The 12,562-nt window shown below is 70.0% G+C and carries 10 protein-coding genes and 1 riboswitch; of the genes, 5 read left to right on the top strand and 5 right to left on the bottom strand.

Going from position 1 to position 12,562, the window contains the following annotated elements; genetic code table 11:
* Positions 1 to 92: 92 nt before the first annotated feature.
* Positions 93 to 242: riboswitch (cobalamin riboswitch) on the bottom strand.
* A gap of 238 nt (positions 243 to 480) precedes the next feature.
* The 3 genes from mctP to ACICHK_RS26445 all read right to left on the bottom strand — a co-directional run bounded on the left by mctP (position 481) and on the right by ACICHK_RS26445 (position 3,267).
* Positions 481 to 2,091 carry a monocarboxylate uptake permease MctP gene (gene mctP / locus ACICHK_RS26435; RefSeq protein WP_406838821.1) on the bottom strand — a complete coding sequence of 537 codons (1,611 nt, stop codon included), beginning with the start codon at positions 2,089 to 2,091 and terminating at the stop codon, positions 481 to 483.
* Complete coding sequence (locus ACICHK_RS26440; protein ID WP_406838822.1) at positions 2,088 to 2,351, bottom strand: DUF3311 domain-containing protein; 264 nt, start codon at positions 2,349 to 2,351, stop codon at positions 2,088 to 2,090. Before ACICHK_RS26440 ends, mctP begins: the two co-directional genes overlap by 4 nt.
* Positions 2,352 to 2,502: 151 nt before the next feature.
* The gene (locus ACICHK_RS26445; protein ID WP_103554145.1) at positions 2,503 to 3,267 is read right to left on the bottom strand and encodes a GntR family transcriptional regulator; all 765 of its coding nucleotides are present in this window, start codon (positions 3,265 to 3,267) and stop codon (positions 2,503 to 2,505) included.
* A 437-nt stretch (positions 3,268 to 3,704) separates the two neighbouring features.
* Between ACICHK_RS26445 and ACICHK_RS26450 the strand changes: the two genes are divergently transcribed.
* From ACICHK_RS26450 to ACICHK_RS26465, 4 genes are all read left to right on the top strand, one after another.
* Entirely contained in the window at positions 3,705 to 4,988 is a 1,284-nt protein-coding gene (locus tag ACICHK_RS26450; RefSeq protein WP_406838823.1) for an extracellular solute-binding protein, read from the top strand.
* Positions 4,989 to 5,132: 144 nt separating this feature from the next.
* Positions 5,133 to 6,125, top strand: coding sequence for a carbohydrate ABC transporter permease (locus tag ACICHK_RS26455; protein ID WP_406838824.1), 993 nt, complete (start codon positions 5,133 to 5,135; stop codon positions 6,123 to 6,125).
* Positions 6,122 to 6,997, top strand: coding sequence for a carbohydrate ABC transporter permease (locus ACICHK_RS26460; protein ID WP_151472837.1), 876 nt, complete (start codon positions 6,122 to 6,124; stop codon positions 6,995 to 6,997). Before ACICHK_RS26455 ends, ACICHK_RS26460 begins: the two co-directional genes overlap by 4 nt.
* 9 nt (positions 6,998 to 7,006) lie before the next feature.
* Complete coding sequence (locus ACICHK_RS26465; RefSeq protein WP_406838825.1) at positions 7,007 to 8,635, top strand: glycoside hydrolase family 3 protein; 1,629 nt, start codon at positions 7,007 to 7,009, stop codon at positions 8,633 to 8,635.
* A 416-nt stretch (positions 8,636 to 9,051) separates the two neighbouring features.
* On the opposite strand, the gene nagB is transcribed toward ACICHK_RS26465, so the two are convergent.
* Complete coding sequence (gene nagB, locus ACICHK_RS26470; RefSeq protein ID WP_406838826.1) at positions 9,052 to 9,837, bottom strand: glucosamine-6-phosphate deaminase; 786 nt, start codon at positions 9,835 to 9,837, stop codon at positions 9,052 to 9,054.
* Positions 9,838 to 10,430: 593 nt separating this feature from the next.
* Here nagB and ACICHK_RS26475 point away from each other — a divergent pair.
* Entirely contained in the window at positions 10,431 to 11,906 is a 1,476-nt protein-coding gene (locus tag ACICHK_RS26475; RefSeq protein WP_151472840.1) for a PAS domain-containing sensor histidine kinase, read from the top strand.
* Between the two features lie 256 nt (positions 11,907 to 12,162).
* Here the strand turns inward: ACICHK_RS26475 and ACICHK_RS26480 are convergent, their stop codons facing one another.
* Complete coding sequence (locus ACICHK_RS26480; RefSeq protein ID WP_006380970.1) at positions 12,163 to 12,420, bottom strand: WhiB family transcriptional regulator; 258 nt, start codon at positions 12,418 to 12,420, stop codon at positions 12,163 to 12,165.
* Positions 12,421 to 12,562: the final 142 nt, after the last annotated feature.

A 12,562-nucleotide genomic window follows, 5' to 3' on the forward strand; every position in this document is an offset into this window, starting at 1 on the left:
GCGCGGGGCACACGGGAGCGCTTTCGGGCAGCACACACCGCGTCCACCGGCCCATTCCGCGAGGCCCGGACGTCGTCGGCACCCGGGCCGGACGGCCGGGGCGCGCTGTCGGCAGGTCCTCGGACTGACGCGAGTACGGGCACACGCAGACGCGAACACGCACAAGTACACCGTTGCGGGACAGTTCCGGATTCGCACCGGATTCCCCTGCGGCGACAGCGACCATGAGCATACATCTTGTGCCGGGCTCCGGGACTGCCCCCACATGTTGTGTCCGTTGGGCGTCCGAGAGCGCTACGGAGTGTGCCGGAGCGTCAACTCGTAGGTGAGCAAACGGATGTCGTCGGGCTCCGGATACCCGGCTTTCCGGTGTGTCCGGCCGGGGCGCCGACGGGCCGCCGGTTTTTCACCGGCGGCCCGTCGTTCACGGCTGTCGCGGGGACCCGTCCCGTCGGCCCGTGGGCCCTGGTGGCGTGCCCCCTAGTGGCTCGCCTCCGCCGTGGCCGGCGGGAGTTCCGTCTGGACTCCCGGGTCGCCCGCGTCGGCCGTGTAGTCCCCGGGAGAGGTCTCGTCCACGCCCTCCGGGGCCTTGAACGCCCTGAGGGCGAAGGTGAGGACGACGGCCACGGCCACGTTCAGGACGAACGCCGTCAGGCCGATGTAGCCGATCTCCCCGATGCCGGGGATCTCCTTCGAGCTGCCGCCGAAGTGCTTCTGGGTCGGCGAGGCCACCCCGTAGGCGGCGATCGTGCCGTAGAGCATGCCGACCGCCCAGCCGCCCAGCAGCGCCCAGCGGTGGAACCAGCGGGTGAACAGGCCGCCGACCAGCGAGGGGAAGGTCTGCAGGATCCAGATGCCGCCCAGCAGCTGGAAGTTGATCGCGACGGTCTTGTCCATGGTCAGGACGAAGACCAGCGCGCCCACCTTCACCAGGAGCGAGACCAGCTTGGAGACCCTGGTCTCCTGCCGCGGGGTGGCGGCCGGGTTGATGAAGTCCTTGTAGATGTTGCGGGTGAAGAGGTTCGCGGCCGCGATCGACATGATGGCCGCCGGGACGAGCGCGCCGATGCCGATGGCGGCGAAGGCGACGCCCGCGAACCAGTCGGGGAACATGTTCTCGAAGAGCTGGGGGATCGCGAGCTGGCCGTTGGTGACCTTCACCCCGGCCGCGATCGCCATGAACCCGAGCAGGGCGAGCAGGCCCAGCATCAGCGAGTACAGCGGCAGGATCGTGGTGTTGCGGCGGATCACCTCCCGGCTGCGGCTGGACAGCGTCGCGGTGACCGAGTGCGGGTACATGAACAGCGCCAGCGCCGAACCGAGCGCGAGGGTGGCGTACGTCCACTGGCCCGCCTCGGCGGGGACGAGCCCGCCGGCGCCCGCGGCCGTGTACTTGGCGCTCGCCGCCTTGAAGATCTCGTCGAAGCCGCCCAGTTTGATCGGGATGTAGATGACGGCCACCGCGATCACGATGTAGATCAGGGTGTCCTTCACGAACGCGATCAGAGCGGGGGCCCGCAGGCCCGAGGAGTAGGTGTACGCGGCCAGCACGCCGAAGGCGATGAGGAGCGGCAGGTCCTTGACGAACCAGTTGGAGGAGTCGCCGCCGCCCACGCCCATCACGTCCAGCACGGCCTGGATGCCGACGAGTTGGAGCGCGATGTACGGCATGGTGGCGAGGATGCCGGTGACGGCCACGGCGAGGGACAGGCCCTTGGAGCCGAAGCGGCCGCGCACGAAGTCCGAGGTCGTCACATAGCCGTGCCGGTGGGAGACCGACCACAGGCGGGGCAGGAAGGTGAAGATCAGCGGGTAGACCAGGATCGTGTACGGCACGGCGAAGAAGCCGGCCGCGCCCGCCGCGTAGATCGCCGCGGGTACGGCGACGAAGGTGTACGCCGTGTAGAGGTCGCCGCCGAGCAGGAACCAGGTCACCCAGGTGCCGAACGACCGTCCGCCCAGGCCCCATTCGTCGAGCGTGTGCTCGTCGGCGGCCCTGCGCCAGCGCGCGGCCAGGAAGCCCATGACCGTGACGGCCAGGAAGAAGAAGATGAAGACGCCCAGAGCGACGCCGTTCACACCGTCTTTCATGCTTCCACACCCTCCTTCGCGGAGGTGCGGGCCCGCTGGTCACGCCGCCACAACTGGTGGGCGATCACCGTCAGCAGGGTGGAGAGGGGTACCCACAGCAGTTGGTACCAGTAGAAGAACGGGACACCGATGAACGCCGGGTCGGTCTTCGTGTAGGAGCCGACCCACAGCATCGCCACGAAGGGCGCGAGCAGACAGAGGGCGATCACCACACGTACCGGTGTCACCACGGGTGGTTTCACTTCGGGCAGGTCTGACATCGGGCGACTCCGTCCCCTCATCGATCACCTGAGTAACGCGCAGGCAATCTAGGGGACGGTGCGGCTTTAGGGAACACCGCAGCCCGCGGGTGTCGTCGGGCGCGCGGGCAGGGCAAGGCGTGTCCCGTGCCCGCGCGTTGCTCCGTACGGGTCAGTCCTGCGGGCGCTTGAGGCGGGCGACGAACTTGTAGCGGTCGCCCCGGTACACCGACCGCACCCACTCCACCGGCTCGCCCTGCCGGTCGAGCGAGTGACGGGAGAGCATCAGCATGGGCAGGCCCACGTCGGTGCCGAGCAGCCCGGCCTCGCGCGGAGTCGCCAGCGAGGTCTCGATGGTCTCCTCGGCCTCGGCGAGGTGGACGTCGTACACCTCGGCGAGCGCGGTGTAGAGGGAGGTGTACTTGACCAGCGACCTGCGCAGGGCGGGGAAGCGCTTGGCGGACAGGTGGGTCGTCTCGATGGCCATCGGCTCGCCGCTCGCGAGGCGCAGCCGCTCGATGCGCAGCACCCGGCCGCCGGCCGAGATGTCGAGCAGTCCGGCGAGGGCGTCGTCGGCCGTGATGTAGCCGATGTCCAGCAGCTGCGAGGTGGGTTCGAGGCCCTGGGCGCGCATGTCCTCGGTGTACGAGGTCAGTTGGAGTGCCTGGGAGACCTTCGGCTTGGCGACGAAGGTGCCCTTGCCCTGGATGCGTTCGAGCCGGCCCTCGACGACCAGTTCCTGGAGGGCCTGGCGCACCGTGGTGCGTGAGGTGTCGAACTCGGCGGCGAGGGTCCGCTCCGGCGGTACCGGCGTGCCGGGCGGCAGCGTCTCCGTCATGTCGAGCAGGTGCTTCTTGAGACGGTAGTACTTGGGCACGCGCGCGGTACGGATGGGCGCCCCACCCTCGTTCTCCGCACTGCTGACGTCGGTGCTCATGCTCTGCCTTCCCGGCTCCGGATGCCGAAGCGACCGCCATGTCGTCGGCCACGGCTCACATCGTGGCACGGCTTTTTGTGCGTGTGTTCCCCGCACGCTCCGTGATCCCCTCTATATACCGTCGACGTACCCGTTGGTCTAGTCCATCATGCGCGGACGGTGGCGCGGGAGCCGGCGCGGACGGCCCGGGGGCGGCTTCCCCGCAGGTCGCGAACAGGACCGTCATTTGTACCGCTTGGCTACTTAAAGGTCCTTGCATATGTAGGTCCCATAACGGCCGTCTGGACGGGCTTACACACCCTTGACACCCCCTTAGGTCTAGGCCAAGCTCCGGGTACTGGTCTACACCATTGGTCCAGTCCCGGCCCCACGGGCGGTACACGGCGTATGTCACCGCGGGGGAGCAGGGGGTTTGTGGCATCCCTGAGGAGGGTGGCGTGAAGCGCAAGCTGATAGCCGCGATCGGTATCGCGGGCATGATGTTCTCCGTCGCGGCGTGCGGGAACGACGACAAGTCCGGGGGGTCGGACAAGGGCGCGGACGCCAAGGAGCTGACGGTCTGGCTCACGGTCGACGCGCAGAACAACTGGCCCGACCTGGTCAAGCAGGCCGACGCCGCGATCGAGGCGAAGCACTCCGGCATCAAGATCAAGCACGAGTACTACGGCTGGCCGGACAAGAACGCCAAGCTCGACGCGGTCCTCGCCACCGACAAGGCGCCGGACGTGGTCGAGATGGGCAACTCCGAGATGCTCGGCTACATGGTCAAGGGCGCCTTCGCCCCCCTCGACGCGTCGAAGTTCGAGAACTCCACCGCCTGGCTGGACGGCCTCAAGGAGTCCGTGACCTACGACGGCAAGACCTACGGCGTGCCGTACTACGCCGGTGGCCGCGTCGGCAACTGGCGCAAGGACGTCGCCGCCTCGGCCGGCGTGAAGAGCACGCCGAAGACGTACAAGGAGCTCCTCTCCGACCTGGACAAGATCCAGAAGAAGCAGGGCGACAAGTTCAGCGCCTGGTACCAGCCCACCCGTGACTGGTACGCGGCCATGTCCTTCGTCTACGACGCCGGCGGCTCCATCGCGAAGGAGGAGGGCGGCACCTGGAAGGCCAACCTCTCCTCGCCCGAGTCGATCAAGGGCCTCACCGAGTTCAAGAACATCGTCGACAAGTACATGCACGGCGACAAGACCAAGGACGAGTCCGACCGCTACATCGTCTACGGCCAGGGCAAGTCCGGCATGATCTTCGGTGCCGCCTGGGAGGGCGCGACCGCCGAGGACCCGAAGAGCGACAAGACCGGCAAGCTCAAGGGCAACCTCGAGAACTTCGTGATGCCCGGCCCGTCCGGCAAGAACATCCCGGTCTTCCTGGGCGGCTCCGACCTCGCCGTCCCGGTGAAGTCGAAGGCGCAGGCCGTCGCCGCCGAGTGGATCAACGCGTTCACCGGCGCCAAGGGCCAGCAGGGCCTGATGGCCAAGGGTAACCTGCCGAACAACAAGATGGACCTGGTCAAGCTGCAGAGCGACCCGAAGACGGCCGTCCCGGCCACCGCGGCCGAGTCCAGCTGGTTCGTCCCGATGGCGCCGGGCTGGGGCCAGGTCGAGAAGGCCCAGACCCTGCAGACCATGCTGCAGAACATCGGCACCGGCAAGAAGTCCGTCGCGGACGCCGCGAAGGAAGCGGACGCCGCGATCGACAAGGTCATCAACACCAAGTGACCTGAGAGCAGGGCCCCGTCGGTCCTCCGCCACGGAGGGACGGGGCCCTGCCTCCCGTACGGCCCGGCCAGGGGCTCGCCCCGGACGCCCGGCCGTACGGGCCTTCGCTTTCGTACGACCTGAGGGACCGCTGAGGAGCGCGCGATGAGTGCCGCAGACACGACCACCCCCGCCAAGGTGCCGCCGCCGCGGCAGGCACCGCCACCGGCCGTCGCCGGGGCGCCACGCGCGAAGAAGAAGCGGACCTCGGGTACGGCGGCGGCCCCCTGGGTCCTGCTCGCCCCGTGCCTGCTGATCCTCGTGCTGGTCCTCGGCTACCCCATGGTGCGCCTGGTCACGCTCTCCTTCCAGAAGTTCGGGCAGTCCCAGCTCTGGGGCTTCCAGCCGGCCGAGTCGGTCGGCTTCGACAACTTCCAGGGCGTGCTCTCGGACGGCGAGTTCTGGCAGGTGGTCCTCAGGACCGTCCTGTTCGCCGGCGGGGCCGTCGTCTTCACGATGGTCGTCGGCATGCTGATCGCGCTGCTCCTCCAGCGGGTCTCCGGCTGGATGAAGACACTCATCAACATCGTGCTGGTGGCCAGCTGGGGCATGCCCATCATCGTGGCCACCACCGTCTTCAAGTGGCTCTTCGACTCCGACTACGGCGTCTTCAACGCGCTGCTCAGCAAGCTTCCCGGCGTCGACATGATCGGCCACAACTGGTTCGCCAGCGGGGCCCAGGGCCTGAGCGTGATTATGCTCCTGGTCGTCTGGGGCGCGGTGCCCTTCGTGGTCATCACGCTCAGCGCCGGACTCACCCAGGTCCCCGCCGAGCTGGAGGAGGCCGCACGGCTCGACGGCGCGGGTTCCTGGGGCGTCTTCCGGCACGTCACCCTGCCGATCCTCAAGCCCATCATCGTCATGCTGACGACCCTCTCCGTCATCTGGGACATGGGCGTCTTCCCGCAGGTCTTCGTCATGCGGGGCGGTCACCCGGAGGCGGAGTTCCAGCTCCTCACCACGTACTCGTACGACCGCGCCTTCGTCGTCAACGACTACGCGCAGGGGTCGGCGATCGCCGTGCTGACCGTGCTGCTGCTCCTCGGCGTGGTCGCCGTGTACATGCGTCAGATGCTGCAGATCGGAGAGGTCGAATGAGTGCCGTCGCCACGTCCGGGCGTACGTCCGCCACGGGGCGGAAGTCCTCCGGTCCCCGCAAGTCCAAGCTCGGCTGGAACCTGCTCGGCCTGTTCGTCTTCCTCACCGCGGGCTTCCCCGTCTACTGGATGCTCAACACGGCGATCAAGCCCGCCAAGGACGCCATCGACCCCGACCCGAGCCTGCTCCCCACCGGGTTCACGCTCGACAACTTCCGCCGCGCGCTGGACATCGCCGACTTCTGGGGCCCGGTGGGCCGCAGCCTGATCGTCTCCCTCTCGGTGGTCGTGATCGGCATCGTGGTCGGGATGCTGGCCGCGCTGGCCATCTCCCGCTTCGCCTTCCGCGGCCGCAAGATCGTGATCGTCGGCATCCTCGCGGTCCAGATGGTCCCGCTGGTCGCCATGATCATCCCGGTCTTCCTGCTGCTGAACGACCTGCACCAGTACGACAAGCTTTCCGGTCTGATCCTCACGTACCTGACCTTCATCCTCCCCTTCACGGTGTGGACGCTGCGCGGCTTCATCGTCAACATCCCGAAGGAGCTGGAGGAGGCGGCCATGGTCGACGGATGCAGCCGCACCGGCGCCTTCATCCGCGTGGTCTTCCCGCTGCTGGCCCCCGGCATGGTCGCGACGTCCGTCTACGCCTTCATCCAGGCCTGGAACGAATACCTCTACGCCCTCATGCTGCTGAGCCAGCAGAACCAGACGGCCACCGTCTGGCTCGGCAACTTCACCACCAAGCACGGCACCGAGTACGCCCCGATGATGGCCGGAGCCACCATGATGGCCGTGCCGATCGTCGTCCTGTTCCTCCTCGTCCAGCGCAAGATGGCCGCGGGTCTGACCGCGGGCGCCGTGAAGGGATAACGCCACCCGATGACGACATTCGCCAGCGGTACAGACACCCTGACGCGCAACGCCCTCACCGTGCTCCAGCCCGGTTTCACCGGGACCACGGCTCCGGACTGGCTGCTGCGCCGCCTCGGTGAAGGCCTCGCCTCCGTCGGCCTGTTCGGCCGCAACATCGCCTCGCCCGAGCAACTGGCCGTCCTGACGGCCCAGCTGCGCGCCGAACGCGAGGACGTCCTGGTCGCCATCGACGAGGAGGGCGGTGACGTCACCCGCCTGGAGGTGCGCACCGGCTCATCCTTCCCGGGCAACCACGCGCTGGGCGCCGTCGACGACGTGGCGCTCACCGAGCAGGTCGCCCTCGAACTCGGCCGCAGACTGGCCGCGTGCGGGGTGAACCTCAACTGGGCGCCGTCCGCCGACGTGAACTCCAACCCCGCCAACCCGGTCATCGGCGTACGGTCCTTCGGCGCCGACACCCACCTGGTGGCCCGGCACACGGCCGCCTACGTCACCGGCCTCCAGGCCGCCGGCGTCGCCGCCTGCACCAAGCACTTCCCGGGCCACGGGGACACCGCGGTGGACTCCCACCACGCCCTGCCGCGCATCGACGCGGACCTGTCGGTCCTCCAGTCCCGCGAACTCGTCCCCTTCCGGGCCGCCATCGCCGCGGGCAGCCGTGCCGTGATGAGCGCGCACATCCTCGTCCCGGCCCTGGACCCGGACCGCCCGGCCACCCTCTCCCGCCGCATCCTCACGGGCCTGCTGCGCGAGGAGCTCGGCTACGACGGCCTCATCGTCACCGACGGCATGGAGATGCAGGCCATCGCGGCGACGTACGGCATCGAGCGGGGCAGCGTGCTGGCCATCGCGGCCGGGGCGGACGCCATCTGCGTCGGCGGCGGACTCGCGGACGACGACACGGTGCGCCGCCTCCGCGACGCCCTGGTCTCCGCGGTCCGCTCCGGCGAGCTCTCCGAGGAACGCCTCGCGGACGCGGCGGACCGGGTGCGGGCGCTGGCCGAGTGGACGGCCGCGTCCGCCGCGGCCCGGAAGGCCGCGACGGTCTCCCCCACGAATGGCTTGAACGGCTCGAACGCATCGAACAGCCCGGGCGGTGCGGGCGGTACGGACGGTGCGAGTGGCGTGCGCGGTACGGGTGTCACCGGCGGTGCGAACGGTACAGGAGGTGCGGGCGGTCCGGACGGAGCCGTCGACGTGGGCCTGGTCGCCGCCCGGCGCGCGCTGACCGTGACCCGCTCCGCCTCGTACGCCCCGCTCACCGAGGCCCCCTACGTGGCCGCGCTCACCCCGGTCGCGAACATCGCCGTCGGTGACGAGACCCCCTGGGGCGTGGCGGCGGAGCTGGTCCGGCTGCTTCCCGGCACCGAGACCGGCAGCTTCACCGGCGAGGACGCGGGCTCCTCGGCCCTCGCGGCCGCCGGCGGGCGGCCGCTCGTCGCGGTGGTCCGCGACGAACACCGCCACCCCTGGATGGCGGCCGCCCTCGACACCCTGCTCGCCTCCCGCCCCGACACCGTCGTGGTCGAGATGGGCGTCCCGCAGTCGGCCCCCCGGGGCGCCCTGCACATCGCCACCCACGGCGCGGCACGGGTGTGCGGCCGGGCGGCGGCGGAGATCATCGCGGGCGCGTAGTGCACCGGCCCCCGGGCCCCCGGGCCTGCCCCCCGGAGGCCCGGGGCCCCGGTCTCACACCCCCGAACACCACCCCCACCCCACGAGCCCGCCCCCTGCCCCAGCCTTCGGATCCCCAGGTCCCTGCCCCGGCCTTCCGGTCCACGGCCCCCGGCAGCGCCCCCCCCGATCCCGGCCTCCGGCCTCCGGCCGAGCCTCGGGCCCGGGCCTACGGTTCAAGCTCCGGCCCCGTATGCCCCGGTCTCGGGCTCCGGTGCAGGTGTCGGTCCCCGGCTTCGGGTGCCCGAGGTCCGGGGCCGGTGGTGGTCCTGGGTGTTCCGGGGATCGGCGCTGGGGCGTCACGCACCGGCGCCGGGCACCCCCTCGGGGTGCCCGGCACCGTTCTGTCTTCGTGGCGCGGAGCGCCGGGACCGGCTCTAGATGCCCTGCCAGTCCGGCTTGGCGGCGAACGTCTGGCGGAAGTAGTCGCCGAGCTTCAGCTTGGACGCGGCGGCGTCGTCGACGACCACCGTCGCGTGCGGGTGCAGCTGCAGCGCCGACGCCGGGCAGACCGCGGCGACCGGCCCCTCGACCGTCGCCGCCACGGCGTCCGCCTTGCCCTCGCCGGTCGCGAGCAGCACCAGGTGCCGTGCCTCCAGGATCGTGCCGATGCCCTGGGTGATGACGTGGTGCGGCACCTGCTCGATGTCGCCGTCGAAGAACCGCGCGTTGTCCACCCGGGTCTGCTCGGTCAGCGTCTTGATCCGGGTCCGCGAGGCGAGCGAGGAGCACGGTTCGTTGAACCCGATGTGCCCGTCCGTGCCGATCCCCAGCAGTTGGAGGTCGACCCCGCCGGCCGCCGCCAGCGCCCTGTCGTAGGCCTCGCACGCGGCCTGGACGTCCGCCGCCGTGCCGTCGGGCCCCATGAACGCGTCCATGCCGATGCCCAGCGGCTCCAGCACCTCGCGCCGCAGCACGGAGCGGTAGGACTCGGGGTGCTCGGCCGGCAGCCCCACGTACTCGTCGAGCTGTGCGATGCGCGCGCCCGAGGCGTCCACGGCACCGGAACCCACTCGGGCCGCCAGCGCCGCGTAGATGGGCAGTGGCGTCGAGCCGGTGGCCACGCCGAGGAGCGCGTCGGGCTTGCGCCGGAGCAGTTCCGCCATGGCCTCGGCGATCAGCTCGCCGCCCGCCTTGGCGTCCGGGACGATGACAACTTCCACGCTGGGCCTGCCGATCTGGAGAGGGGACTCAGGGACGCGCCCGAATCCGAAGGGGGACACATGTGGTATAGACCAATCTAGCAGAGCGCCATCCTTCCGTCGCCCCGGGCCGGGGCGCGTCGCGACGCGGTCCACCGGATCCGCCCGGCCCCGCCGGTCCGGCGCGTCCGCCCGTCCGTGAACGAGGCGGGATGGTCTGGCGGGCGCTCCTGGTGTTGGATGAGCGGGCGACGAAGAAACGAAGAACGGCCGCGGGCGCACGGACGCGTCGGCGTCCGGACTCATGGACGCGGAACCATGGTCTAGTCCACAATGCTCTGAGAAACTGAACAAGCCTCCGTCTTCCCCGCACAGGAAGACGGATCGAGGAACCGGCGCTCTCTGCCCTGACTGCTCCGGCTCCTCCCTTCGGCCGACCGGGACCGCACACCCCACGGCCGTTGTTGCTCCGGGCTGCGGTGCCGGGAGGGTTGAGGGTCCCTCCCAGGCGCCGCGGCCCGCGGGTGTTCTCGGGGGTCTCGCGCGGCCCTCCGGAGCCCCGGGCGCGTGGCCGATTTCGGGACCTGTCGGATCCGCCGGGTACGCTCGCACACGTGCCCTCCATGAACGACCTCGTACGCCAGCACACAGCCCTCGACGACTCCGATCTCGAGTGGCTGCATCTGCTGGTCTCGGAGTGGCAGCTGCTCTCCGACCTCTCCTTCGCCGACCTCGTCCTGTGGGTCCCCACACGCGACGGCACCCGCTACGTCTCGGTCGCCCAGATGCGCCCCAACACGGGGCCCACCTCGTACCAGGACGACATGGTCGGGCATCTGGTCCCGCGCGGTCGCCGCCCCCTGCTGGACGCGGCGCTCGACGAGGGCCGGATCGTGCGCGAGGGCGATCCCGAATGGCGCGAGGAGGTGCCGGTCCGTGTCGAGTCGATTCCCGTACGTCGTGAGGGCCGCGTCCTCGGCGTCATCGCGCGCAACACCAACCTGCTCACCGTGCGCACCCCGAGCCGCCTCGAACTGACGTATCTGCAGAGCGCCTCCGACCTCGCGCAGATGATCGCGGCGGGCACCTTCCCCTTCCCCGACCAGCAGGTCGACATGGACGCCTCGCCGAGGGTCGGCGACGGACTGATCCGCCTCGACGCGGACGGCATCGTCCAGTACGCCTCGCCGAACGCGCTCTCCGCGTACCACCGCATCGGTCTGGCCTCCGACCTGGTGGGGCACAACCTCGGTACCACGACCGCCGAACTCGCCCCGTCCCGGGGCCCGGTGGACGAGGCGCTGTCGAAGGTCGCCAGCGGCTGGGCGCCCCGCGAGTTCGAGATCGAGAGCGCCGACGGGGTGATCCAGCTCCGGGCGATCCCGCTCAAGCCCAAGGGCACGCGTGTCGGCTCCCTGGTCCTGCTCCGCGACGTCACCGAACTGCGCCGTCGTGAGCGCGAATTGATCACCAAGGACGCCACCATCCGGGAGATCCACCACCGGGTGAAGAACAACCTCCAGACGGTGGCGGCCCTGCTGCGGCTGCAGGCCCGCCGCATCGAGTCGGACCGGGGCCGGGAAGCCCTGGAGGAGGCCGTGCGCCGGGTCGGTTCGATCGCGATCGTGCACGAGACGCTCTCCCAGAACCTGGACGAGCGGGTGGAGTTCGACGAGATCGCCGACCGGGTGCTCGCCATGGTCGCCGAGATCTCGCCCGGCAAGGTCACCGGCCGGCGCACCGGGCGCTTCGGCATCCTGGACGCCGAGGTCGCGACCCCGCTCTCCATGGTCCTCACCGAGGTCCTGCAGAACGCGCTGGAGCACGGCTTCCGCGAGGGCGACCGGGGGACCGTCGAGGTCTCCGCGGTGCGCGGCGGCACCTCCCGGGACGCCCGGCTCCTGGTCACCGTGCAGGACGACGGGGTCGGACTGCCCGAGGGCTTCGACCCGCACCGCTCGGGAAACCTCGGCCTGCAGATCGTGCGGACGCTGGTGGAGGGCGAGTTGGGCGGCAGCTTCGACATGGTGGCCGCTCCGGAGCGCGGCACCCAGGTGCTCCTGGACATCCCGGTGGTCGTGTCCAAGTAGTGACCGGCCCGCGCGCGACGCGCGTACGGGCCGCGCAAGTGGCCCCCGGGCAGGGGCAGTCGGCGCCCGGGGGAGCCGGTCACTCACGGTGACCGGTTCCGGACGCGAACAGCAATGAGCCCCGGATCACCAGGTGATCCGGGGCTGAAAGCTCGTTGCATCAAGCGCATCGGGGTACTGCGCGCTGCGGCTCGGGGGCGGGAGTTGCGTACTCGCTGTACGCGCCGCCAAGCTCAGGCTCGTGCGGGGTGGAACGTCAGGCGGTGGCCTGACGAGCTCGGTTGCGGGCGGCACGGCGCTTCATTGCGCGGCGCTCGTCCTCGCTGAGGCCACCCCAGACGCCGGAGTCCTGGCCGGACTCGAGCGCCCACTGCAGGCACTGCTCCATGACGGGGCAGCGGCGGCAGACGGCCTTGGCTTCCTCGATCTGCAGCAGCGCAGGACCGGTGTTGCCGATGGGGAAGAAGAGCTCGGGGTCTTCCTCGCGGCAAACGGCGTTGTGACGCCAGTCCATGGCTGCTACCTCTCCTTGGTATTACATGCACGTTGCTTGTGAATGTGAACGCTTTCACGAATCCCTCAACAAGTGAAGGGCCGACAACCAGACGGACTGGTGTGGTCCTAAGAATTGAGGAGGGGTTCCGGTGCTCTGTGGG

The organism is Streptomyces sp. AHU1, assembly GCF_045343905.1.
GTDB classification, from domain to species: domain Bacteria; phylum Actinomycetota; class Actinomycetes; order Streptomycetales; family Streptomycetaceae; genus Streptomyces; species Streptomyces triticiradicis.

Excerpts from the sequence above, each read along its gene's own strand:
- mctP (WP_406838821.1), bottom strand. The coding sequence starts at position 2,091 with ATGAAAGACGGTGTGAACGGCGTCGCTCTGGGCGTCTTCATCTTCTTC.
- ACICHK_RS26440 (WP_406838822.1), bottom strand. The coding sequence starts at position 2,351 with ATGTCAGACCTGCCCGAAGTGAAACCACCCGTGGTGACACCGGTACGT.
- ACICHK_RS26445 (WP_103554145.1), bottom strand. The coding sequence starts at position 3,267 with ATGAGCACCGACGTCAGCAGTGCGGAGAACGAGGGTGGGGCGCCCATC.
- ACICHK_RS26455 (WP_406838824.1), top strand. The coding sequence starts at position 5,133 with ATGAGTGCCGCAGACACGACCACCCCCGCCAAGGTGCCGCCGCCGCGG.
- ACICHK_RS26460 (WP_151472837.1), top strand. The coding sequence starts at position 6,122 with ATGAGTGCCGTCGCCACGTCCGGGCGTACGTCCGCCACGGGGCGGAAG.
- ACICHK_RS26465 (WP_406838825.1), top strand. The coding sequence starts at position 7,007 with ATGACGACATTCGCCAGCGGTACAGACACCCTGACGCGCAACGCCCTC.
- ACICHK_RS26480 (WP_006380970.1), bottom strand. The coding sequence starts at position 12,420 with ATGGACTGGCGTCACAACGCCGTTTGCCGCGAGGAAGACCCCGAGCTC.